The following is a 24,650-nucleotide window of genomic DNA, read 5'->3' on the forward strand; positions in this document are numbered from 1 at the left end:
GCGGTACTTTTTCTATATCGGTATCTTATAAATTATGATGAGTTACCGCCAGATGCCTATCCTGTTGCGCCTGGCGTATTCTTCTGCATCGCGGAAGCTGTCGCAGAGGTCGTGGCCCATGTCATTGCAGTCGGAGTCGTCGAATTCCGCACAGCCATCAGCGAGAACCTGGATATTGAGGATGGCATTGTTTGAAATTACCACTGCCTCGACGTCAGCCCGTTCGTGACGCCTGGTGGTGACAATCTCGTTGACCTGGATACTTGAATCGGTGAGGTTCCGGGAGATGCAGGAGGCGGTGAATTCCGGATCATCGCCTCGGCGAATACCAAGAAGGTGGAACGACCGGTAATTACGGTTTGAATCCTGGGCGGTGATGGTCGTATCGTCCGACACCAGCGGCAGATACCAGGTCGGGAAACGGCCGGAGCGCATCCGCTCGGGCCACATTGGCTGCTGGTAGCGGATGATTGGCGGCGGCGCCGGAATGCCGATAAAGATGCTGGTGTCCCGGTCATGGGAACGGCTGGGGTACATATAAACGTAGTCGCCATCCATACAACGGTTGAACTGGTAGCCCCTACCTTCCCAGATGCGCAGGCAGTGCCGGCGCCGATGGTCATCGAAATCAAAGGGCCGATGGTGGGACGGCGGCGGCCGATGGCGGGCCTCCGGTGGCGGGTCATAGCGGCGGTCCGGTGGTCTTGAGCCCGGATGGTGTTGGTAGGAATCGCCCGAGTCATGCCTTTGCCTAGGTTCATGTTGCCGGGGCTGGGGCGGTGGAGGAGACGGCGACTGATGGCGGGGCGGTTGTGGCTGTGCCTGCTGTTGTTTGTTTGCTTCTTCCTCCTTTTGTTGCAGCTTCCTGATATACAGGCGCTCTTCGAAGGACATTCCGGGCTTGATGGTTGGAGTTTCACCGGCCATTTGTTTTTTTAAATTGCGAATTCTCATCTCCCGCTCTTCTTCCGGGGTCATCTTCTCGGCGTTCACTGGGGAAGGTGCGGAAAAGTTGAGAAAAGTGAGCATTGCCATGACGATGAAAACATTGGGAAGAATCTTGCAGTGGAGTCGTTTCATACCCAGACCTCGAAGTGGTGGTTTTTTACCGGCAGTGCCATGGTGGCGAATCGATTGTCTGCAACTCCGGCGATTCGATGACTTCGGAAATTCGTCCTTGGCATTGTGTTGCCCCTTTGCCACAGTGGCAACAGCGTGAGGGGATTTTTTAAGTATATCAGGGCAGAGTGCAAACGCAATTGAATTTCAGCGAGGCTACTGGCAGGGTTTGAGCATTGACCGGCAGGCAATAATATAATTGAAAAATCCTCTATAAATGCATAGCCTAGCAGGAGGGACTGGTCGTTGCAGTGCAAGTGGCCGGTCCTTTTCCCCCTTGCCAAAAAAAAGAGAGCGGTATTCCCGGAGAAAGGAGACTTTATGGCCGAACAACAGAAACCTGAACAGCAGGAGCTGGTACTGGTGAAAAAGCGGTTTGGAATGCGTATGCCAAGCCTGCCGACCTTGCCGAGACTGCCGATTATACCGGCGGCGATTATCGGCGCAGTGCTTGCCGCTGGTATCTTTCTCTGGTTTTTTTGCCGGATCGAGCCGGATGCCGGGGAGATAGCGGTGCTCATCCGCAAGACCGGCGACAACCTGCCTTCCGGGCAGGTCCTGGCCCTTGCCCCGGGGCAGAAGGGCATTCAACTGGAGGTGCTTCCCGAGGGCCGGTATTTCAAGAACCCCTATACCTGGAGCTGGCGGATTCACCGTATCCTTGATGTCCCGGCCGGAAAACTGGGGGTCATGACCCGTCTCTACGGTGAGGAACAACCGCCCGGCAGTATCATTGCTGCTGATAATCAGCGGGGGATCATGCAGGAGATCCTCCGCCCCGGTAAGTACCGCATCAACCCCTATGCCTACCATGTCGCCCTCTTCGACGCCATCAACATCAACCCCGGCTATGTCGGCGTGGTGACCGATCTCACCGGTAAGGATGTCCTGAGCGATGAACTTGAACCGGGCGAACGGAACACCTTTATGGTCAAGGACGGCCTGAAAGGGGTGTCTGGCAGCCTTCTTGATCCCGGCACCCACTACCTCAACCCCTATATGTATAACGTTGTCGAGGTGAACACCCAAAGTCAGCGCTTTGAGATGTCCGGCAAGGATGTCATCAACTTCCTGACCCTGGACGGCTTTTCGGTGACGGTCGAGGGAACCATCGAGTTCAGCATCGAGCGGGGTGAGTCCGCCTATCTGACTCACCGGGTAGGCGATATGGACGATATCATTAAAAAACTGATCCTGCCACGGGCCAGAGGCTTTAGTCGCATCGAGGGCAGCAAGCATCCGGCGGTCAACTTTATCGTCGGTGAGACCAGACAGAAATTTCAGAGTGATCTGGAAAACCATCTGCGGGCCAGGACCAAGGGCTGGGGGGTTGATATCAAATCGGTGCTGGTCAGGAAGATAATTGTCCCCGACGAGATCGCCAGCATTAACCGCGACCGTGAGCTGGCGGTGCAGGATGCCGCCAAATACGAGCAACAGATCGTCCAGGCACAATCAAAAGCCGAGTTGACCAAGCAGGAGATGCTGGCGGTGCAGAGCAAGGAAAAGGTCGAGGCTGATACCAAACGCATCCGCGCCGTCATCGACGCCCAGCAGGACCAGAGCGTTCGCCTCATTGCCGCCCAGAAGGAACTGGAAGTGGCAAAACTTGAGTACCAGGCGGCGGCCTCCCAGGCCGAGGCGATCCTGCTTACCGCCGATGGTGAAAAGGATTCTATCAAGGCCCAGAACGAGGCGGAGGCCGGGGTTCTGAAAAACCGGGTAAGCTCCTTTGGTGGCGGCGATACCTTTGCCCGCTACACCCTCTATGAAAAGGTCGGGCCGCAGGTGAACTCGGTACTCAGCAGCGATTCTGCCGAAGGCTTGGGGCGGATATTTAGCACCTTTGCACCGGCGAAAGGAGGTGCAAAATGACAAATAGGATGAAGTACGCCCTGATCGCCCTGGCTGTCTTGGTCCTTGGCGAAGGAATATGGCTGTGGGGATTCTGCCGCTTTTATGTCGGACCCAACGAGATGGCGATTATCACTGCCAAAAACGGCACCCCCTTGGAGCCGGGACAGATACTTGCCCGCGACGGTCAGCAGGGCATTCGCGAAGAGACCCTCGGCGAAGGCCGGCATTTTCTCAATCCGGTGTTATACGATTGGGAGATTGTGCCGGTCATCCTTGTTGAACCCGGCAAGGTGGCAATTATCACCTCAAAGATCGGCAAAAAGCTCGAAGAGGGTGAGTTCATCGCCGAACGCGGCGAGAAGGGTATCTGGCGCAGCGTCCTTGGCCCCGGTAAATACCGGATGAATCCGCACGGCTACCATATCGAAACCGTCGATGCCATCAGCATCCCCATCGGCTATGCCGGGGTTGTTACCTCACTGTCCGGTGCCCAGGCCGACAGCGGCGAGTTCGCCGGCAATGACGAGAAGGGTGTGCGCCGCGATGTACTGCAGCCGGGCCTGTACTATGTCAACCCCAAGGAATATAAGGTCGATGTCGTGGAGATCGGCATCAATCAGGTATCTCTTCTTGGTCGAAGCGGCGGCAAGGTGGTCACCAAGGCTCGGCAACTCGGCAGCAATGAGGCCCTGAACGTCCTGCAGTCGGCGGTCCTTGAGAAACAGGAGGCCAAACGGCAGGATTACTTCAGCAAGCGTTCGTCCTCGTCGGCGGTGCAGGACCAAAAGTTCAAGACCGGCAAGCAGGTCGATTTCGCCAAGGGCAAACCGGTCCCGGCACCGGCACCGGCGCCCCTTGAAGAAGGCGAGATGAGCCTCACCGAACTGGTGAGCTTTCCGTCACGCGACGGCTTTCAGATCAGTCTCGATATGACGGTGGAGTTTGAACTGGCGCCGGAGAGCATTGCCGATATCTTCAGGCGCTACGGCGACCTGCCGGCGGTGGTCGACAAGATCATCATGCCGCAGATTACCTCCATCTCCCGCAACAAAGGCTCGGAGTACCGGGCCAAGGACTTCATTGTCGGCGAAGGCCGGGAGAAATTCCAGAATGATATCACCGCATCCCTGGAGCAAACCCTTGGTACCAAAGGGATCAAGGTCTATAACGCCCTGATCCGCCACGTCGAGGTACCCGACGAGATACGCGAACCGATTCAACAGGCGAGCATTGCCGTCGAACAGGATCTGACCAACAAGGAACGGCAGAACACCGCCCGCAAAGAGGCGGAATTGAACACCGAGGTGTCGTTGATCCAGCAGCGCGGCGAACAGGTGCAGCAGGAGACAGAGAAGCTGAAGGCGGAAATCGCCGCCGACCTCGGCAAACAGGTGGCGGAGATTCAGGCCGAGACCCTGATGAAGGCGGCGGAGATCAAGAAACTCACCGCGGCCATTGCCGCCGATAAGGTGCGTGTCCTTGGTCAGGCGAAGGCCACTGCCCTGCAGAAGGTCGATGGTGAAAGGGCCAACGGTCTCAAGCTGAAAACGGCGGTGTTCAACGATCCCGGCGCCTACGTCCAGTGGCGATTTGCCGAAACCCTCAATCCGGCGGTGAAGGTGAACATCATCCATTCCGGTGAAGGCACCCTGTGGACCGATCTTGAGAAGACCGGCTTTGCCGAACTCGGCGGCGCCAAACAGCTGCAGAAGAAATAGCGGAATATCCTCGTCGCGGGCCTTGGCTTGGTGCTTACGCCAATTCTCGGCCCGCTCCGTCGCCCGTGCTTCCATGCCCCCCCTATCTGTTCATCGTTACTTGAAAAAGGGATATGATTTCCCCTCAATACATCGAATCTCCTTATTTACTTCTCAAAAAAAAATCATAGTTACCCCTTCCTTTCCTTCTTTTTCATTGACAGGTGCTATGGAGATACTCTATGTACTTTGTGCAGTAACATTGTTTCTCATGTTGGTCGGGAGTGATTGATATTAAATATTATCATATTTAATATCAGTATATTGTGTGTTTTTTATAGAATAACATGTTTCCGTCTAACCACTAGAAGGGTTTCTTGCCGGATTGGCACCATTGACACGAAGGGGGTTGAACAATGTCTTTTGACAAGAGAGAATATCTGCTCAAAAAAAAGGAAAAGATCGCGCTGGGGGGTGGACAGCAAAGGATCGACAAGCAACACGCCCAGGGCAAGATGACCGCCAGGGAACGGCTTGTGTATCTGTTTGATCCCAACACCTTTGTTGAGCAGGATGCCTTTATTAAGAACCGCTGCACGAGGTTCGGCATGGATAAACTCGATCTGGACGGTGAATCGGTGGTAACCGGTTACGGCAAGATCGATGGCCGGCTGGCCTACGCCTTTTCCCAGGACTTTACCATCACCGGCGGCGCTTTGGGTGAGATGCACGCCCGCAAGATCGTCAAGGCCATGGATGCAGCGGTCAAGGTTGGTGCGCCGATTATCGGCCTCAACGATTCCGGCGGGGCCCGTATTCAGGAGGCGGTGGACGCCCTCTCCGGATACGGCGACATCTTCTACCGCAACGCCATTTACTCAGGTGTCGTGCCGCAGATCTCCGCGGTCATGGGACCCTGCGCCGGCGGGGCGGTCTACTCACCGGCGCTGACCGACTTCATCTTCATGGTCAACAAGACCTCGCAGATGTTCATCACCGGCCCGCAGGTTATCAAGACCGTCACCGGCGAGCAGGTCACTGCCGAGGACCTTGGCGGGGCCATGACCCACAACAGTGTCAGTGGCAACGTCCACTTCATTGCCGAGACCGATCAGGATTGTCTCGACGGCATTCGGCGGCTGGTTGGCTACCTGCCCTCGAATAATATGGAAACCCCTCCGGAGGCAGGTGGGGTCCGAAATGTCAACCGCTTCTTTCATGAACTCAATGAAATTATCCCGGACAATCCCAACAAGCCTTACGATATGGTTGATGTCATAAACTATATCGTCGATTCGGGCAGTTTTATGGAGTATCAGCCCTACTTTGCCAAGAACCTGATCACCGGTTTTGCCCGGGTCAATGGCCGGGCCATCGGCGTGGTCGGCAATCAGCCCAATGTCATGGCCGGATGTCTCGATATGAATGCCGGCGACAAGGCCTCCCGTTTCGTTCGGACCTGCGACGCCTTTAATATCCCTCTGCTTACCTTTGTCGATGTGCCCGGATTTCTTCCCGGCACCAACCAGGAATATGGCGGCATTATTCGCCACGGGGCAAAGATCCTCTACGCCTACAGCGAGGCCACCGTTCCCAAGATAACTCTCATCACCAGAAAGGCCTACGGCGGTGCCTACGTGGCCATGTGCTCGAAATCCCTAGGGGCGGACATGGTTTACGCCTGGCCGACCGCCGAGGTTGCGGTCATGGGTTCCGACGGCGCCGTCAATATCATCTTCAAAAACGATATCGACAAGGCGGAGGATAAAGAGGCCATGCGCCAGCAGATCCTCGAAGAATACGCCGCCGAGTTTGCCACCCCCTACAAGGCGGCGGAACGTGGTTTTGTCGACGATGTTATCGAACCGCACACCACCAGGCAGAGGGTAATTGACGCCCTGGCCATGCTGGATGGCAAACGGGAAAAACGCCCCGCCAAAAAACACGGCAACATCCCTCTTTAAACAGGAGACGACAATGGGAATTTCAGAACTCCTGGTGCAGCTGGCCAACCCTGAGGCCATCAAGACCCTTTCTTTTACAGAGAAGATGGCCGGCGGTCTGCTCGTCACCTTCCTGGGCATGGGTATTACCTTTCTCGCCCTTATTCTCCTGCAGGTTATTATCGATCTGCTGGCCCGGATTATGGTGAAAATGGAAAGACCGGCGGAGGAGGTGGGGGGAACAGTCCTCCTCGAAAATACCGCCCTGGAAACCGTCGAGAAAGATAATGACGAGGAAAACAGTGACGAGGAAGAAATCGTCGCCGTGATTACCGCCGCCGTGGCAATGCAGATGCAGACGGCCGCGGAAAACGTGGTGATCCGCAATATCAGAAAAATTGAGGTCCCGGCAACGCAGTGGCGCATCGCTGGGATCCTCGACCAGATGAATACGAGACTCTAATTTAAAAGGTGAGTGCATATGAAGATGTTCAAGATACGGATAAATGGCAATGAATACCAGGTTGAGGTCGAGGAAGTCACCAACGCGGCATCTCCTGCACCGGCCAGGGCAGCGCAACCCGCCGCCGCCCGTCCTGCGCCGCAGGAGATAAAAAAACCGGCAAGCCCGGCGGCGGCCCCTGTTCAGAATGGTGCCACCACCATCCAGGCCCCGATGCCGGGAACCATTCTCGATGTCCGGGTGAAGGCAGGAGACAAGGTCGCTAAGGGCCAGACCCTGATGATTCTTGAGGCGATGAAGATGGAAAATGAGATCCTTGCCCCCCATGATTGCGTCATCGGCCGTGTACAGGTGGAAAAAGGGGCCTCGGTCAATGCCGGGGATGTTCTCATTACTCTCGCGTAAAGATTCTCTACGGTACTAAAGGAGTTCGATATGTATGAAGCTTTAGCTGATTTCATCAGGAGCATGGGGGTCGCCAATCTCACCTTCGGCTCCATTCTGATGATCGGTATCGCCTGCCTGCTGATTTATCTGGCCATTGCCAAGGGGTTCGAACCGCTGCTCCTCATTCCAATCGCCTTTGGCGTGCTGCTCACCAACCTGCCGCTGGCCGATATGATGGCCCCGCCTGTCATGGAAATCAAGGAAAAGATCATCCATACTGTGCAGCCGGGCGGACTTATGTACTATCTTTTCCAGGGAGACCATCTGGGCATTTTCCCGCCGTTGATTTTTCTGGGTGTCGGCGCCATGACCGACTTTGGTCCCCTGATCGCCAATCCAAAATCCCTGCTCCTCGGGGCGGCGGCGCAGTTCGGCATCTTCCTCACCTTTATGGGAGCCATCGGCTCCGGCCTGTTCTCGGCCCAGGAAGCTGCATCCATAGGCATTATCGGTGGTGCCGACGGTCCGACGGCAATCTTTCTCGCCTCCCGCCTTGCTCCCCATCTTCTCGGATCAATTGCCATTGCCGCCTACTCGTATATGGCCATGGTACCGATCATTCAACCGCCGATCATGCGCCTTTTGACCACCAAGGAAGAGCGGTGCATCGTCATGACCCAGCTGCGTACCGTCTCCAAGAAGGAGAGGATCATCTTCCCGATAGTCGTCACCATCATCGTCGCCCTCATCGTTCCGCCGGCCACTTCGCTCATCGGTATGCTGATGGTCGGCAACCTCTTCCGGGAATGCGGCGTGGCCAGCCGACTGGAGGACACCGCCAAGAACGCCCTTATCAACTCCATCACCATCTTTCTCGGGATGTCGGTGGGGGCGACAGCCACCGCCGAGAACTTTCTCAAGGTTGAGACTTTGGCCATCCTGGTTCTCGGTGTCTCGGCCTTTGCCATCGGCACTGCAGCTGGGGTGTTGCTTGCCAAGTTGATGAACAAGGTAATGGGTGGCGGGATCAACCCGCTCATCGGCTCGGCTGGGGTATCGGCGGTACCGATGGCCGCCCGGGTGTCCCAGGTCGTCGGCCAGAAAGATAATCCCGGCAACTTCCTGCTGATGCACGCCATGGGGCCGAATGTTGCAGGTGTCATTGGGTCCGCTGTTTCAGCTGGCGTACTGTTGTCTCTTTTCAAATAACAGAACGGTATGTCAAGAGGCCGCTTAGCCTGCGCGTAAGGAGCGGGTTCAGCGGCCACAGGTCATTCCCCTATGTCCCAAAGGAAGTACCACCCGATGAACAAGTCGAGTGTTAATTAGGATGTTCTTACCCCGGTGAAGTTTCTTCTGCGCAGCGCCGAGGTGTACCCGAACAAGACCGCGGTCGTCCACAATGACAAGCGGTATTCCTACGCTTAGTTCCATGATCGCGTCTATCGCCTGGCCAAGGGTCTCCGTGCTAGGGGGATTAATAAAGGCGATAAGGTGGCCTTCCTTTGCCCGAATATTCCGCAGATGCTTGAAGCGCATTACGCCGTGCCGATGATCGGCGCGGTTCTGGCCAGCATCAATGTCCGGCTTTCTCCCTGAGAGATTGGCTATATCGTCAAACATTCCGATTCGAAGGCGGTCTTCGTTGACAACCAGCTGGCGGGATCGATCAAGCCGGTGCTGGCGGAACTGCCGGATGTAGCCTTTTTTGTGAATATCTGCGACGCCGCTGCCGAAATGCCGCTTTCCGGGCCAGAATATGAGGAGTTCCTCGCCCAGGCATCGCCGGCGCCGGTGGCCATCGAGGTTGCCGATGAGTATCAGCCCATAACCATCAACTATACCAGTGGCACGACTGGCCTGCCGAAGGGGGTGGTCTATCACCACCGCGGTGCCTACCTTAATTCCCTGAGCGAGATTCAGGAGACGGGGATGACCTGTGACTCGGCCTATCTCTGGACCCTGCCGATGTTTCATTGCAATGGCTGGTGCTTTACCTGGGCGGTCACCGCCATCGGCGGCACCCATGTCTGCCTGCTTGCGCTATCGGCGTCGGAGATACTCCGCCTGATCGAGGCGGAAAAGGTCTCGCATATGTGCGCCGCTCCGACCATCCTCATTATGATATGCTCTCCGACCCCAGATCGAGGGATTTTAAGATCGATCACCGCTTGACCATTCTTACCTCCGGGGCCCCGCCGTCGCCGACGGTCATAGAACAGATAGAAGGGATGGGGGCGACCATCGTCCATGTATACGGACTTACCGAAGTATACGTTCCCTATTCGGTCTGTGCCCGCCAGCCGAACTGGGACAGTCTGGCAAAGGAGGAACTCGCCCGGATTAAAGCGAGACAGGGAGTGTGGACCGGGACAAGGACATCATTATCAGCAGCGGGGAGAATATCTCGTCGGTTGAGCTGGAAAATGTCATCTACCGCCATCCCAAGGTTCAGGAGGTAGCGGTCGTTTCCACACCGGACGAGAAATGGGGTGAGGTGCCGAAGGCATTTGTTACCCCGAAACCGGGAAGCGAGCTGACCGCTGAGGAAATCGTCGAATTCTGCAAGCAAAACCTGGCAAGGTTCAAGGCACCCAAGGACATCGTCTTTTGCGAGCTGCCGAAGACCGCGACCGGCAAGATCCTTAAGTTCAAGCTCCGCCAACAGGAATGGCAGGGACGGGAAAAGAAGGTGAACTAGGTCTCCCAATGGAAACGCCGGTCCTGTGAAAACGTCCGGTAAATCTGAAAAATTCACTGCATTCTCCCTCTTGATCTGCTATGTTGTGCGGCATATCATGTCATGATAATTTGTTGGTTTATTGAGATTTATCAAGCTGTTGAACAGAAAGCGGAACGTCCTGGCAAGGGTTTGCGAGGCCTCGGTAACCATCCCGGGCCTCGTGCTCTGGAGAAGAGTACGCCTTGCCGGGTCCCGGCCACCCCATGCTCGGCAAGGCCTGTCCGACCCGTTGGTGTTCCGTTGCCGGGATACCGGAGTGGCCGCCACGATATGGCCGCCGGGCAGGACGTCCGCTGACGTTGCCAACTCGTGGTCATTCTTCCGACACTCCTTGTGGAAGAAGAATTCTTCCAAGATGATTCCATTGAATCTCTGCGTTCCAAGGTAGCACCATGCTATTTAGCTCGATAATATTTCTTTGTCTGTTCTTACCTCTGACGCTGATAGTGTATTTCTTTGCAGGAACCAAGCTACGAAATATCGTTTTATTGATAGCCAGCTTGTTATTTTATGCGTGGGGCGAAGTTGGTTATATAGTAGTGTTGTTGTATACAATACTGATTAATTGGCTTTGCGGCTTATTGCTTGATGCAACTGCTTTAAGACGTCAGGTCAGCCGTTTTGTTCTGGCATTAGGTGTTGCAGCAAACCTTCTTCCTTTAATATATTTCAAATATGGCAATTTCTTAGTTGAAAACTGCAATGCAGTAGTAGCCAAATTTGCTCACCCGGGCATCGTCACAGACAGTATTTACCTGCCCATCGGCATATCCTTTTTTACCTTCAAGGCCATATCGTATCTTATCGATGTCTACAGAAGAGATGTCGAAATGCAACGCAGTCCTCTTAACTTTGCCCTCTATATCTCACTTTTCCCCCATTTAATTGCCGGACCGATTGTCCGCTATCGCGATGTTGCAAGGCATATCGTTGAAAGACATATATCTTTTGAAGACCTTGGCCAGGGAATCTATAGATTTGTTACCGGACTCGGAAAGAAAATTTTAATTGCCAATCAATTAGGCGCCGTTGCCGATCATATATTTTCCTTATCGCCGGAAGGCTTGCCGGCAAGTCTGCTGTGGTTGGGGATACTTACATATACACTACAAATATACTACGACTTTTCCGGATACTCTGATATGGCTATTGGTCTCGGACGGATGTTCGGATTTCATTTTCTGGAAAACTTCAATTACCCCTATAGCTCATTATCGATACAAGAATTCTGGCGCAGATGGCATATATCGCTATCCACATGGTTTAGAGATTACCTGTATATACCTTTGGGGGGAAATAAAAAGGGAGAGGTACGAACCTATGTGAATTTGATACTGGTTTTTTCCTTATGCGGCCTCTGGCATGGAGCAAGCTGGACCTTTCTGATCTGGGGACTGTATCATGGCCTGTTTCTCGCCCTGGAAAGAAGCATCCTCGGAAAATTGTTAAACTCCCTGCCTGTTGTGGTGCGGGCTATGTATACATTCTTCGTTATTATGATTGGCTGGATATTCTTTCGATCAGAGACAATTGCATATGCGCTGCTCTATATCAAATCTTTAGTGAATTTTGGCAAACCTGCGTATCTGGACGGCCCCTTGTTTACTGCAATGGCCAATGAATTTTATGCCGCTCTGGTATTTGCGATTATTTTTGCGACACCATTGTTTCCATATTTTAAGCGGAAGTGGGAAGATTGCCGTGAGGTGGCTGTCGGATGGAAAAGTATCGCTTTCCACTTTGTTTCGACCGCTATTTATGTAGCTTTTATTGGTACTGTGTTAATTTATGGGGCTGCTCAAGTTTTTGGTGATTCACACAACCCTTTCATATATTCCCGATTTTAATGAATAAGTTTAAAGGAAGTCTTTCTTTCCTCAAACAATTCTGGCAGCACTTTCTTTTCGGGATACTTCTCGCATCGTTGTTTTATTTTTTCATTAAACAGAGCGCAACTGCAATTACAATTACCTTTAATGCCGACCAGGCCAGTGTAATGTCAGTTATCTCTTCTGGTACCATGATTGACAAAGAATATCGGGCGGGGCAGAGTAAGCAAACCTTCAAATTTGCAAAAATCGGCAAGAAGCGAACCATACGTCTCGATCCATTTTCTGAAGCCCCACGATCGGAAGACGGTATTTTAAAAGAGCAACGTATAACAATAAGCAGTATTTCGATAGAAAATTTGGGGGATGAAGTCTCAATTTCTGGGAGTGATCTCCTGAAGCATTTGGTGATTTCTTATCAGTTGAATCTTCAACAAACAGGGAATAGCCTGACAGTAAAGTCTACCTCTGATGATCCGCAATTATATCTTCGCTATCCACGACCTTCCAGACCTGTTGGGTATATAATAGTTTTATATTGTCTTGGTTTGATATTGCTTTTTTATATGCTTCGGATTGAAAAGGGCCGATCATCCGAGCAAGATACTAAAAGCAAATTATTCATGATCTTTGTCCTGCCATTATGTGCGGGAATATTTATAAGTCAATCGTATTTGCAGCTGATACTGCTAAGTGTTCTGATAGTAGCACTCGTATATATATTTATCAGAACACTTAATGAACGTATTCATGCCAGAGAGATTTTTTCGTCTCTTAAATATCTCATACCTATATCTGTTTTTATTCTGATTATCTTTACACCAGTCTTTCGGACAATATCTTCACTCAAATTTGTTGATGAACTGAAGGGGTTGTCTCTTTATGATAAGGAAAATCATGGTTATAATATAACTCAGAGAAGTATTAAGCAATTTCTCAAGAATTTTGAAGAAAGCTATTCTCAGTCGTATTATTTTAGAACAGAACTTCTGCACTATAATGCCAGCATTAAGTTGGGATTGTTTCATCACTCTCCCACTAAAAAGGCAATTATCGGGAAAGAAGGAATGTTCTTTGAAGGACATGGGATGCGACAGATTGAAGGAGAAAAGGTCGGATATATCGATACTATATCTGATTACCTCGGATTGTCTCCTTTTACTGATCAAGAGCTGGAGCAATGGCGAATTGTCCTGGAAGAGCGCTATTATTGGCTGAAGGAACAAGGGATATCTTTTATATTTGCTATGGCGCCGGATAAGTCACAAATATACCCAGAATACTATCCTGATAAAATTAATTCAATCAAGGTTTCCCGGGAAACTCGCCGCTACGATCAGCTCGTTAATTACCTGAAAGATAATTCCATAATACCAGTCGTCGATTTGCGTAAGGCGCTTTTAGACGTTAAAGAGCAGGCTGCTGCCGGGGCAGTTCCTCAACACATGCTGTTTTATCGCACCGATGGTCACTGGAATGCCTATGGTGCTTTTTGGGCGTACCGGGCAATCGTAAACCAGATAAATGCCAGCTACCCAAAGTTTCAGGTACCGGTTGTTGATATTGGCGACTTTGTTATTCATGAAAAGAAAGATATGGTTCATAAGGCATTTATGAACTTGATTGGGACAAAGAATGAAAGGGGTTTCTATGATACCTTTTTAACGTTGTTCCCAAAACCACATACTGTCCATGCCGCTCAGTCTGATTTTCTGCAAAAAGGTATCAATATTGACATAAGATGGAAAATAGTTACAAAGACGAATAATAACGGACAGATTCCATTTCTCTTTATTGCCGGGGATTCATTTGGTCAGCAAATGGCCGGATACTTTAGTGTACACGCCAAACATATTATAGTTCGCCGGTTTGTAAATCATTTTGATCCGAATTTGATTAAGAGCGTACACACAAATGTTTATATTCATGAGATGTTAAATATGTACCTGCTTTACAAGGTACCAGAGAATCCGGAAATAGTAAAAATGGCAAGAAAGAGAGCACTCGAAAGGTCATGATTGCGAGGAGACAGCTTGCTGATTTGCACTGGGCAAGAGTATCCTTGACGGCTTGCGATCGATCCAATAAACACAAAAATGGCCCCTTGGCAGATACTGCCAAGGGGCCATTTTTGTGTATTTCTGATTGTTACTTAATGCATCATGTTGGGCAGTAGCAGCACCAGCTGAGGAAAGACCGAAAGGATGATTGTGCCGACCAGAACGGCCAGAGTGAAAGGGGCAATCCCCTTAAAGATCGATTCGAGGGGGATTCCCCCCGGCAAGGTTCTCGCCACACCGTATACTACATAGACATTGAGGCCGACCGGCGGGGTGATGACCCCCATCTCGGTGACCAGGACGATGATGATGCCGAACCAGATGGGATCAAAGCCCAGGCCGACGATCAGCGGGAAGAAGACCGGCACGGTAAGCATAACCAGGGCCAGGGAGTCCATGAAGCAGCCGCCGATAAAATAGACCATGACCACCATGCCGAAGATCAACAGCGGCGGCAGATGGAAGCCGCCGATCAGGTTGGCGATGTCGTAGGGAATGCGGGTCACCGCCAGGAACTTGCCGAGGACGGTGGCGCCGGCCACCAGCATCATGATCATGCAGGAGGTTCGCAGGGTCTCGTAGAGGGCATCAACAAAGGACTTCCAGGTCAGTTGTCGAAAGAGCAGGGCAACCGCCAGCACCCCGATGACCCCGACACCAGCCGCCTCGGTGGCGGTAAAGATACCGAAAAACAGGCCGCCGATGACCAGGAGGAAGACCAGCAGGGTCTCGCCCATGCCCGCCAAGGATTTGATTTTCTCCTTCCAGGTGAAAGCTTCGCCGCGCGGCCCATCTTCCGGCCGGAAAAAACACCAGATCATGACGGTGATAATAAACAGCACTGTCACCAGAAGGGCCGGGATAATCCCAGCCATAAAGAGTTTGCCGATGGATTGTTCGGTGAGGATGCCGTAGATGATAAGGACAACGCTCGGCGGCATGATCATTCCGAGGCCGCCACCAGCGGCCACCGACCCGGCAGCCAGGGCGTCGCTGTAGCCGAACTTGCGCATCTCCGGCAGACCAACGGTAGCCATGGTCGCAGCGGTTGCCGCGCTTGAGCCGCATACCGCGCCAAAGGCGGTACAGGCGGCAACGGTGGCGACGGCCAGGCCGCCCCGGGTGTGGCCAAGAAACTTATAGGCCGAGGAGTACAGTTTGGTGCTGATGCCGGAGTTAAAGGCCAGCTGACCCATGAGGATGAAGAGCGGAATCGTCGTCAATCCATACGACGAAAAAACCTCGTAAAAATCCTTGGCCAGGAGATTCAGGCCGCCCTGCATCGAGCTGAGCACGGCAAAACCGAGGACGCCGGCCATGGCCATGACGTAGGCCACCGGCATTCGCGTCATGAACATCGCGACCATGAGGACAATGCCAATTATGCCTGTTGTTGTGGGGCTCATGATTTCAAAAATTTTCTGAAGGTTTTAAGAATCGAAGAGAAAAAGACCAGGCAGAGGACCGCACAACAACATGCCAAGACATACACAATCACATATTCAGGGAGGTGCAGGTTCATAGATACCTCACCGGAGGTCTTCAACCGTCCCCCGAAAAGAAACATCCGCCAGGTGACGACTACGAAGAGCGCAAGGCTGAGGCTCTCCGTACAGAGAAAGAGAAACAGGCGCAGGCGGGCCGGCAGCCTGCTGGTCAGCAGCTCGACCCCGACATGGCCCTTTCGTACTTGGGTGATCGGCAGAGCCAGGGCGACGGCAAAGACCCCCATGAAACTGACGAGTTCGACGGCCCCGAAGATCGGATGGCCGAGCAGTCGGCCTACGACATCGACGCAAGTAAGCACCGCCATGGCGAAAAGGAAGGCGGCGCCGAGCATCTTCAACCGTTCCGCGACAAAGATTACAAATTTATCGAAAGATTCCATCAGAACCAGTATCTCCACGAAGAAAAACCGCCAAAACACAACCGGCGGGAACAAGCCCGCCGGTTGTATATCATACTGTGGCGAATCCTGCTATTTGTTTGCCTGCAGTGATGCCTTGATGGTGCTGATTACCTTCGGTCCGTCGATGCCTTTCTTGCTGAGACCTTCGGCAAAGGCATCAATAGCGGGAACGACGGCTGCCGCCCAGCGCTCGGATTCCCCCGCGTCCAGGTCAATAGCCGCATTGCCGGGCTTTTTCAGGAAGGCCTCGGCCCCGGCCTTGTCGCTATCATCCCAGGCCTGACCATGTTTGACGATCCATTCCTTGTTGATGGCCTCAATGGCCTGCTGATCTTTGGCATCGATCGCCGCCCATTTGTCCTTGTTCATGGCAACGAAGAAGGTGGTGGTATAGGCGCAGGAATAGTGGCGAATCAGATATTTGGTTACCTCTCCCAACTTCCAGCCGAGGTTGGATTCCACTGGATGGGCACTGCCGTCGACCACGCCTTTCTCAAGGCTCTCGTAGGAGTCGCTCATGCCCATAGCGACAGGGGTGGCCCCAAGGGCCTTGACCATTTCGGCACTCATGCCGGTCGAACGTATTCTCAGGCCCTTTAGGTCTTCAAGAGTTTTGACTTCCTTATTTCTGGTGCAGATCAGGCCCGGGCCGTGGGCATGCAGATACATCAGTTTGGTATCCTTGAAATCGTTGGCGTTGAGCTTGCTGTAGGCATCGTTAATGACCTTGGTGGCGACGACTCCCGATGGATATCCGAAGGGCAGGTCAAAGGCGGAAACTATCGGGAATCTGCCGGCGGTATATGCGGCCACGGAGAAACCGATATCGGCGATGCCGTCGGCCACGCCGTCATAGATCTGTTTGTCTTTCAGGAGGCTGCCGCCCGGATAGTATTCGATTTTCACGCGGCCTTCGGTTTTTGCTTCAACCGCCTTGCACCATTCTTCGGCCAGTTTGCTCTGCACATGGGTCGGCGGAAAGAAGTTGGCGTATTTCAAGGTGACGGCAGCAGCAGAGGAATAGGTCGGGGTGGCGAGCAGAGCCCAAAGTGCCACAACCAAGGTTCCGGAACAGAAAATTTTCTTCATCGTACAAGCTCCTTTGTAGTTTTGCTGTTGATTTCCAGGCGCCGCTTTCTGCTTTCCCGGCACCCCTCCTGTATTCGTGAATGCAGAAACGTGTGCAGTCTACTTTTCCTCTCCGCAGAAAGACAAGTCCAGATTGCCTTTTTACCTTACTACCGCCATTTCTGCCAATCTATCCGTTGAAAAAAATACTGCCTTGTTCCATGCCCGGATAAGACCGGGGGCATTTTCAATGCACAAGGGGTGGGGAAAAACCGTACTGGGGCGATTGTGCCTCTGCGGTTTGCCGAAAAAAATTAAACAAATGGTCTGTAACCAATTGCCGTTGTTAATATAACCGCCGACGCCGCAGTACCACAAAGTGCGGCAGAAATTTTCTTGTAATTGCTGGGAATTTGCAAAAGGCCATCATTTTAATGTACTATTTTAAGTAGAGATTAATTTCCCCTATGGAATTAAATGCAACTGGAGGATCTATGAAAATCAAAATGGCATCGATCAAGTTCAGGCTTGTGGCGGGCGGCATCACCTTGGTTCTTCTTCCCCTCGTTATTATCAGCGTGCTGTCTACGATAAAATCCTCTACCGCCCTTTCGGAAATTTCAAAAACTCAAGCCAAAACAATCGCATCCGATCTAGCCCTTTTGACCGACAGCATCCTCAGTGAAGAAATGAAGGTGGCGCAGGTGTTTGCGGCCGACGAGCAGATAGTTGATTTGCTCAGTCAATTCAAGCAGAGTGGCGCCGGCGGGGTAAGCGACAAATTGGCGAAAATGTATGTAAAGCTGGGGAAGCAATTTTCTCCTTTGGGCGAAGGCTATCAAGGAATTTTTGTCAGCGATAGCGAAGGAAATCTGCTTACCGGGGTTTTGGAAGGAGGCAAGGAATATAAGGGCAGCAATGTTGCCGACCGTGGCTATTTCCAGGCTGCCAAGGCAACCGGCAAAACAACTATTGGTGATATCAGCCGGTCGAAGACCACGGACAAGTTGATTTCTGTCATCTGTGTTCCAGTAAAATCCCAGACAAACGACTTTATTGGCGCTGTCGGCCTGGTGCTGAAGGTGGAATTCCTCACGAAACTCGTCTCCAGCCGGAAGATCGGTCAATCCGGATATGGCTTCATGACCGATAAAAACGGTATTATCCTTGCTCATCCTGTCCCCGAACACATCCTGTCGCTCGACGTGAAAAAGCTTGCCGGCATGGAAGAGTTTGTCAAAAAGCTGCTGAATGGTGAAAAAGGCGTTGAATCCTACAATTTCAAGGGTGTCGACAAGATTGCCGGTTACGCCCCGTTGACCGTTACCGGCTGGTATATTGCTGCAACCCAGGATGCCGAGGAGATCCTGATGGCAGCAAACTCTATTCGCAATCTCAGCTTGATAGTATCCCTGGTGGCCATGGCGCTGACCATCGTCATCGTTGCCTATGCCGCCGGTCTCATTGTTAAACCGCTGAACAGGGCCATTGTCAGCCTCAAGGATATTGCCGAAGGTGAGGGGGATTTGACGATGCGGCTTGATGCCCGGTCAAAGGATGAAGTCGGCGAACTTGGTTTCTGGTTCAACACCTTTATCGAAAAACTCCAGGGGATTGTCAAAAAGATTGCCGGCAACTCGGTGCTGGTGGACAGCTCGTCCAACCAGCTCTCGGCGATAGCCAAAGAGTTGTCCTCCGGCGCGGAAGACACCTCGCATCGGGCGGCCAATGTCGCGACCGCCTCGGAGGAGATGAGTGCCAATCTGAACAACGTCGCCGCCGCCATGGAACAGTCTTCGACCAATACCAATATGGTGGCCTCGGCGGCTGAGGAAATGACCTCAACGATCAATGAGATTGCCGAGAATGCCGAGAGGGCAAAAAATATTTCAAGTCAGGCGGTTGCGCAGGCAACCAGCGCCTCGGAAAAAATGCAGGAACTCGGCAAGGCAGCCGAAAAAATCGGCAAGGTTACCGAAACGATAACCGAGATATCCGAGCAGACCAACCTCCTGGCCCTCAATGCGACGATCGAGGCCGCCCGTGCTGGCGACGCGGGCAAGGGCTTTGCCGTTGTTGCCAATGAAATTAAGGATCTCGCCAAGCAGACTGCCCAGGCCACCCTGGATATTAAGAGTCAGATCGACGATGTGCAGCGGACGACAAAATCCACCGTCGTTGAGATCAACCAGATCTCCGAGGTAATCAGCGGGGTCAATGATATCGTGGCGACGATTGCCGCGGCGGTTGAAGAGCAGTCCGCGGCAACCAAGGAGATTGCCAATAATATTTCCCAGGCGAGTCAAGGCATCCAGGAGGTCAATGAAAATGTCAGCCAGAGTTCGGCGGTGGCCGGGCAAATTTCCCAGGACATTGCCCAGGTAAATCTGGCCGCAACGGGAATTTCCGGTGGCAGCAAGCAGGTCCAGACCAGCTCGGAGGATCTGCAGCGTATGGCCAAGGAGCTGAATGCCATTGTCGGCAGTTTTAAGGTCTGACGGCCGGTCAGCGGCCTAGCCGTTGACCAATGCCGCTTTTTACTGAAGAGTTGATTGTAGCTGCGACGCGGTGCGGTTTCTCGCCGTCCCGTGCTGGACTGCCTCGTCGCAGCTTGTTTCAGCTCTGTTTCCATCTTCAATTAGAAGCGGCAGTATTCATACATATTCCTGCCTATGCCCCGGCTGCTTCTTTGCCGATTTGCCGGCGGCCAACTCCCCGCATCATTCGCATAGTGATGGTGATCCTTAGACTATCAAGAAAAAGAATCTCATCCCAAAAAGATTTTGATCTTTGACTCGTGAGATGCTACTTTCAGGCGAAGATATCGAACTGATTCTATTAGGCAATTATCCACCGAACCAATTTAAATGCTTTTTCCGGAAGAAATCGAAGCCATATGCCACAGCCCCGGGTAGTTTTACTTGTCGATGACGATACTATTTGTCTGGCAATTGCCGAATCGATGGTGAAGTCCTTCGGCTTTTCGACCCTGATTGCTCGTGACGGATTTGAGGCACTGGCCGTTTTTCAGGCGCATAAAGAGGCAATAGCCTGTGTTGTCCTGGATATTGAGATGCCGCGCATGGACGGCATCGCGACGTTTCAGCAACTAAAGCAAATACGTGAAGATATCTGCGTCATCATCGCCTCAGGCTATCTTGGCGAGGCCAACATGGCCAAGCTGGTTCCCCTGCACCCCGCAGGATATCTGCGCAAGCCGTTAGCCTATCAGACCTTTACCAGCATGTTGGAAAAATGCATCAACAGGTGATCTTGGGCTGGGCCGATTTCCAATAGGGCACCTTGCCGCTTTGTCTGCCAATTCGTACCCCAGGGGCACAAGCTTCGTATGTGCGGACGAAGCTGCTGGACTCAGCGAAATACCGCAAGGGCATATGTTTCGTGTGAGCGGGCGAGCCGCGCCACTCAGCTTTATTTTATTTTGTTTCGGGTTTACCAAAAAGGTCGGGGTATAGGGTTTTCGCACAATCCGGGCAGATACCATGGCTGAACCGGGCATTGGAGTGGTCGCCGATATATGCCTCGATCTGTTGCCAGAAACCACTGTCTTGGCGGATTTTCTTGCAGTTGGCGCAGATCGGGATCAGGCCGCTCAAGGTTTTGACGCTTGCCAGGGCCTCCTCCAGCCGCGCATTGGCCTCTGTCAGCTTTTTTTGGGTGATCAGCAATTCCCGGTTTTGCCGGTAGGCATTTTCATAGGTGGACAACAGCAGGTCGAGGATCTGTAGCGGCTGAGCGTTGATGAGGTAGTCTTTTCCGGAGAAAGACACCTTGATGTTCATCACTGTTTCCGGTTTGTTGCGCAGCCCGGCATTGGCGATAAGATGCTCGATGCGTGAGACGATATAGGTTTCATCGAAGGGTTTGGTGATAAAGTTGCTGGCGCCGGCCGCAAGTCCTTTGATGACATCCGTCGGTTCGGCGAGGGAGGTGATGAGAATCACCGGTACTTTCCGCAACTTGTCGTCGGCCCTGATATGTTTGCAGAGTTCGTATCCGTCCATCTCCGGCATTACGATGTCGGTGACGACGATGTCCGGCAGCTGTCTCCGCATGGAAAACATTGCCTCCCGGCCATTGGCGGCAGTGGAGACCCGAAAATTCCTTTTTTCAAGGATATATCGCAATTTCTCGGCCTGGGTCTTGCTGTCTTCGACAATGAGGATGTTAAGCTGAGTCCTCTGTGCTGTATCGTTCATAAAGATCTTTGTGTAGCCTCTTGGTTTTTTGTTCCGGCTATGGCAATACCTGTCAATAGCGCTGCAATTTTGTCGGCCGGCAGAATGTACCTGGCAGCGTCCAGCTTCACCGCTTCACCCGGCATGCCGTAGACCGCCGAGGTTTCTTCGTTCTGCGCAATTGTCACCGCTCCCTTGTCTCGCAACAGCTTCAGTTCCGAAGCCCCATCCCTGCCCATCCCGGTGAGCAGTACGCCCACTGCCTTTTTGCCAAATACTTCCGCGACTGAGCGAAACAGGCAGGAAACTGCGGGACGAAGACCATTTTCCGGGTCTTCTTTCTGGCAACTGAGCCTTCGTCCCACGTCAATTCGCATCTGCACGCCATCCGGAGCGAGATAGACATGACCAGGACGGGTGATGCTGCCATGCACAGGCACCTGCACCGGCAGGGTGGATGTCTGGCCCAGCCATTCGGCAAATCCCTGGACAAAACCCTCGGCCATATGCTGGACAATCAAAATGGGCAGGGGAAAACTGTGCGGCAGCGCCGCCAGGATCTTTTCGATGACCGGCGGACCGCCGGTTGAGGCGCCGATCGCCACGATCTCCATCGGGGTGGCGTGGTGGGGAGAGGTAGTTCCGCGGTTCAAGGGCATTTGCGGCAGCCTCTCCCCGGTCCGGGGCCAGCGTTTGACCACCTTGATCTCCGACATCAGTTTTACCGTGGAAATCAAGGTGCTGGCGTGCTTGGTGTAGTTGGGATGCCCCGGCCCCTGCGGCTTCTGCAGGATTGTCAGCGCCCCGGTTTCTATGGCCCGAAACGAGGCATCTAGTTCCTGCATGTCTGGGCTTGCCGTCACCATCACTATTGGCACGGGGGTGTTTTCCATAATGCATCGCGAGGCCTCGAAACCGTCCATCTCGGGCATGTAGATATCCATGGTAACGAGATCCGGCTTGTGGCAGGCGACAAATTCCACCGCCTCTCTGCCATTCTTGGCCGAGCCTATGACCTCTATCCCCGGGTCGGAACGGAGAATATGGATGAGCAGCTCGCGGGCAACCGGAGAGTCTTCGACGACTAGTACCTTGATCATGTGAGTCTTCCGATGACCTCCAGAAGGTTGCTTTGGTCAAAACTGCTTTTAACGATATAGGCGTTGGCGCCACAATCTATACCGCGTTCCCGGTCTTCCCTGGATTCGAGGGCGGTCACCAGGATAACCGGCATTTCCGAGAATTTATTGTCGGCGCGGATCTTGGTGGTGAGTTCAAAACCGTTCATCCTCGGCATCTCCACGTCGGAGACGACAAGATCGAAGTCCCGGTTGTTGAGGGCCGTGAAGGCATCCATGCCGTCAACCACCGTCTGGACGATGTAACCTGATGATTCAAGAATATTTTTCAGCATCATCCGGGCGGTGATCGAGTCCTCGGCCACCAGGACCCTGCTTTTTTTCTCGGCCTGAATCAGGGATCCTGCCGTGATTGTCGCCGGGCTTTGCAGGGCAGTCTTCAGCAGATCGGGGACATTGAGGACAGGGACCACCTTGCCATTGCTCAGAACGGTTGCGCCCATGATATTTCTGACCCGCGACAGCTGTTTACCGAGAGGTTTTACCAGCACCTCCTGTTCGCAGATGATTTCGTCAACCGCAAAGGCCATTCGCCTTTCCGCCGCGCCCAGGATCACGATTTGCAGAGAGGAATTATCAGGTTGCCGCTGGTTGCGGGGGTCGTGCAGCCCCAATACATCGCCAAGTCTGACAAGGGCAATGGCCTGTCCAGCAAACATGATGGTTTGGCGGTTCTCGACGGTTTGAATGGTCTCCCTTTTGGTTCTTGCCACCCGTTCGATATTGGTGGAAGGGAGAACGAACACCTGGCCGGACACGGTGATCAGGGTTCCCCGGAGGGTTGCCAGGGTCAGTGGTACCACCATCCGAAATGTAGTCCCGGAATCCGGGATGCTCTCGACTGCCACCGTGCCATTGAGTTTCTCGACCTTTTCCCTGACGATGGCCAGGCCGAGCCCGCGGCCGGAGATGTCGGTTATGATCGGACTTGTCGTAACGCCGGATTGAAATGGCAATAATAGCGTTTCCTCTTTGCCGAGGCTGCCGGCAGCTTCCTGGGATACCCTGCCGCTTTTGACGGCCGAGGTGACGATTTTTTTTATATCAAAGCCGCATCCGTCATCGGCCACGGTAATCTCGATCTTGTTGTCGCGGGAAGCGACCCTGATTTTGACGATTCCACCGGCGGCTTTGTTCTTTTGCAGCCGTTCCGCTGGGGCCTCAATGCCGTGATCAAGAGAGTTGCGCAGCAGATGGATGAGCGGATCTTTCATCTCTTCCAGAACCCGCCGGTCAATCTCTATTTCCCCGCCTTCCAGCAGCAACTCGGCTTTTTTCCCTGCCGCACTGGCCAGATTGCGAACGAACATCGGAAACATATCAAACATTACTGAAAAAGGCAGCATCAAGGTTTTCTTCATGTCATGCAGCAGCGTATCGATCTGCATACCGGACATGCGGTAATCTGCTTCGGCGTTCTTGACGAGACTTGCCAGCTTGTTGGTCAAGGATAGTGGGAAGGTAGCAGCAGATGATAGTCCGGCCGAGGAACGGTAATGTCCATGGTCCTTTTTCCACGAGTCAAAATCTTTTCGCAAATCCTGCAAGTCAGAGAGACGTTGCCCTATCGCCAGCTTGATGCCGATCAGCTCCTCGGCTTGCAGGAGGAGTCCATCAAGGGTGGCGGTGGCAATCCTGATGGTTTCCGGCGCAGCCGGGGACGAAACCGCAGCGGCCGGCAATGGTGGTGGCTGAGGAGGTTCTTTCGGCCAGTCGGCCGTAGCCCGAGGCTCCGGCTGCTCCGGGGGCGCAGTGTCTTGCGTTGACCGCATTCCCAGGGCTACAGCACCGAATGCTTCAGTTCGGCCCGGTGGTCCTCCGCAAATCGCGTCGTCCAGCCGCAGCATGAGATCCTGCAGTTTTGCACTTTTTGCGCCCGTCGGCTTTTCACTGTCGATCAGTTCGTAACAAAAATCGACACCATGTTGCAGCAGATCTGTTGTCCCTGTTGTAGGAGCGAGGCGGCCATGTTTCATGGCCGAGAAGACACTCTCCACCGACTGGCAGAGGGAGACGATATCGGTCATGTTCACCGACCGGGCAGCACCTTTCAGACTATGCGCCTCCCGAAACATGGTTTCGACGATACCGGCATGGTTTTGCCCATCGTCTTTACCCAGCATGCTGAGCCCGGTGGAGATCGCGGCGAGGTGCTCGCGGGCCTCCACCTTGAACATGGCCAGCAATTTCTTTAGGAATTCGGCGTCCTCGTTGCCCATGGCAGTTCCTTTTCTTTT

The 24,650-nt window shown here is 53.0% G+C and carries 18 protein-coding genes and 1 pseudogene; 12 read left to right on the forward strand and 7 right to left on the reverse strand.

Translation table 11 applies throughout. The features are described 5' to 3' along the window. Positions 1-42 precede the first annotated feature (42 nt). A complete protein-coding gene (locus tag OEL83_03340; GenBank protein ID MDK9706063.1) occupies positions 43-1,080 on the reverse strand; it encodes a hypothetical protein in 1,038 nt (345 codons plus the stop codon). A gap of 360 nt (positions 1,081-1,440) precedes the next feature. Between OEL83_03340 and OEL83_03345 the strand changes: the two genes are divergently transcribed. The 10 genes and pseudogenes from OEL83_03345 (at position 1,441) to OEL83_03390 (ending at position 14,056) form a co-directional block, all read left to right on the forward strand. After that, positions 1,441-2,994 carry an SPFH domain-containing protein gene (locus OEL83_03345; protein MDK9706064.1) on the forward strand — a complete coding sequence of 518 codons (1,554 nt, stop codon included), beginning with the start codon at positions 1,441-1,443 and terminating at the stop codon, positions 2,992-2,994. Then, positions 2,991-4,694: an SPFH domain-containing protein gene (locus OEL83_03350; protein ID MDK9706065.1), complete on the forward strand. Its 1,704-nt coding sequence runs from the start codon at positions 2,991-2,993 to the stop codon at positions 4,692-4,694. The genes OEL83_03345 and OEL83_03350 overlap by 4 nt, the downstream gene beginning before the upstream one ends. A gap of 395 nt (positions 4,695-5,089) precedes the next feature. Then, entirely contained in the window at positions 5,090-6,637 is a 1,548-nt protein-coding gene (locus OEL83_03355; protein MDK9706066.1) for a methylmalonyl-CoA carboxyltransferase, read from the forward strand. A 13-nt stretch (positions 6,638-6,650) separates the two neighbouring features. Beyond that, complete coding sequence (locus tag OEL83_03360; GenBank protein MDK9706067.1) at positions 6,651-7,079, forward strand: OadG family protein; 429 nt, start codon at positions 6,651-6,653, stop codon at positions 7,077-7,079. Positions 7,080-7,097: 18 nt separating this feature from the next. Then, positions 7,098-7,484 (forward strand): biotin/lipoyl-binding protein, encoded by a 387-nt coding sequence (locus OEL83_03365; GenBank protein ID MDK9706068.1) that lies wholly within the window; start codon positions 7,098-7,100, stop codon positions 7,482-7,484. Positions 7,485-7,514: 30 nt separating this feature from the next. After that, a complete protein-coding gene (locus OEL83_03370) occupies positions 7,515-8,675 on the forward strand; it encodes a sodium ion-translocating decarboxylase subunit beta (protein ID MDK9706069.1) in 1,161 nt (386 codons plus the stop codon). A gap of 267 nt (positions 8,676-8,942) precedes the next feature. Continuing rightward, positions 8,943-9,641, forward strand: a pseudogene (locus tag OEL83_03375) (AMP-binding protein). A gap of 187 nt (positions 9,642-9,828) precedes the next feature. Then, positions 9,829-10,167: a hypothetical protein gene (locus tag OEL83_03380; protein ID MDK9706070.1), complete on the forward strand. Its 339-nt coding sequence runs from the start codon at positions 9,829-9,831 to the stop codon at positions 10,165-10,167. Between the two features lie 434 nt (positions 10,168-10,601). Further along, on the forward strand, positions 10,602-12,056 hold the full coding sequence (locus OEL83_03385) for an MBOAT family protein (protein ID MDK9706071.1): 1,455 nt from the start codon (positions 10,602-10,604) through the stop codon (positions 12,054-12,056). Beyond that, positions 12,056-14,056 (forward strand): hypothetical protein, encoded by a 2,001-nt coding sequence (locus OEL83_03390; GenBank protein ID MDK9706072.1) that lies wholly within the window; start codon positions 12,056-12,058, stop codon positions 14,054-14,056. The genes OEL83_03385 and OEL83_03390 overlap by 1 nt, the downstream gene beginning before the upstream one ends. 134 nt (positions 14,057-14,190) lie before the next feature. On the opposite strand, the gene OEL83_03395 is transcribed toward OEL83_03390, so the two are convergent. The 3 genes from OEL83_03395 to OEL83_03405 form a co-directional block, all read right to left on the reverse strand. Further along, positions 14,191-15,504 (reverse strand): TRAP transporter large permease, encoded by a 1,314-nt coding sequence (locus tag OEL83_03395; GenBank protein MDK9706073.1) that lies wholly within the window; start codon positions 15,502-15,504, stop codon positions 14,191-14,193. Further along, complete coding sequence (locus tag OEL83_03400; protein MDK9706074.1) at positions 15,501-15,986, reverse strand: TRAP transporter small permease; 486 nt, start codon at positions 15,984-15,986, stop codon at positions 15,501-15,503. Before OEL83_03400 ends, OEL83_03395 begins: the two co-directional genes overlap by 4 nt. 90 nt (positions 15,987-16,076) lie before the next feature. Next, on the reverse strand, positions 16,077-17,096 hold the full coding sequence (locus OEL83_03405) for a TRAP transporter substrate-binding protein (protein ID MDK9706075.1): 1,020 nt from the start codon (positions 17,094-17,096) through the stop codon (positions 16,077-16,079). Between the two features lie 473 nt (positions 17,097-17,569). Here OEL83_03405 and OEL83_03410 point away from each other — a divergent pair, with 473 nt between their 5' ends. Then, positions 17,570-19,573: a methyl-accepting chemotaxis protein gene (locus tag OEL83_03410; protein ID MDK9706076.1), complete on the forward strand. Its 2,004-nt coding sequence runs from the start codon at positions 17,570-17,572 to the stop codon at positions 19,571-19,573. Positions 19,574-19,971: 398 nt separating this feature from the next. Continuing rightward, positions 19,972-20,346, forward strand: coding sequence for a response regulator (locus OEL83_03415; protein ID MDK9706077.1), 375 nt, complete (start codon positions 19,972-19,974; stop codon positions 20,344-20,346). 166 nt (positions 20,347-20,512) lie between these two features. On the opposite strand, the gene OEL83_03420 is transcribed toward OEL83_03415, so the two are convergent. Genes OEL83_03420 through OEL83_03430 form a run of 3 tightly spaced genes read right to left on the reverse strand, consistent with a single transcriptional unit; the run spans position 20,513 to position 24,632 of the window. Further along, positions 20,513-21,295 carry a response regulator gene (locus OEL83_03420; protein MDK9706078.1) on the reverse strand — a complete coding sequence of 261 codons (783 nt, stop codon included), beginning with the start codon at positions 21,293-21,295 and terminating at the stop codon, positions 20,513-20,515. Beyond that, on the reverse strand, positions 21,292-22,374 hold the full coding sequence (cheB, locus tag OEL83_03425; GenBank protein ID MDK9706079.1) for a chemotaxis-specific protein-glutamate methyltransferase CheB: 1,083 nt from the start codon (positions 22,372-22,374) through the stop codon (positions 21,292-21,294). The genes OEL83_03420 and cheB overlap by 4 nt, the downstream gene beginning before the upstream one ends. Then, a complete protein-coding gene (locus OEL83_03430; protein ID MDK9706080.1) occupies positions 22,371-24,632 on the reverse strand; it encodes a response regulator in 2,262 nt (753 codons plus the stop codon). Before OEL83_03430 ends, cheB begins: the two co-directional genes overlap by 4 nt. Positions 24,633-24,650: the final 18 nt, after the last annotated feature.

Origin of the sequence: Desulforhopalus sp. (assembly GCA_030247675.1) — a bacterium.
GTDB lineage: Bacteria > Desulfobacterota > Desulfobulbia > Desulfobulbales > Desulfocapsaceae > Desulforhopalus_A.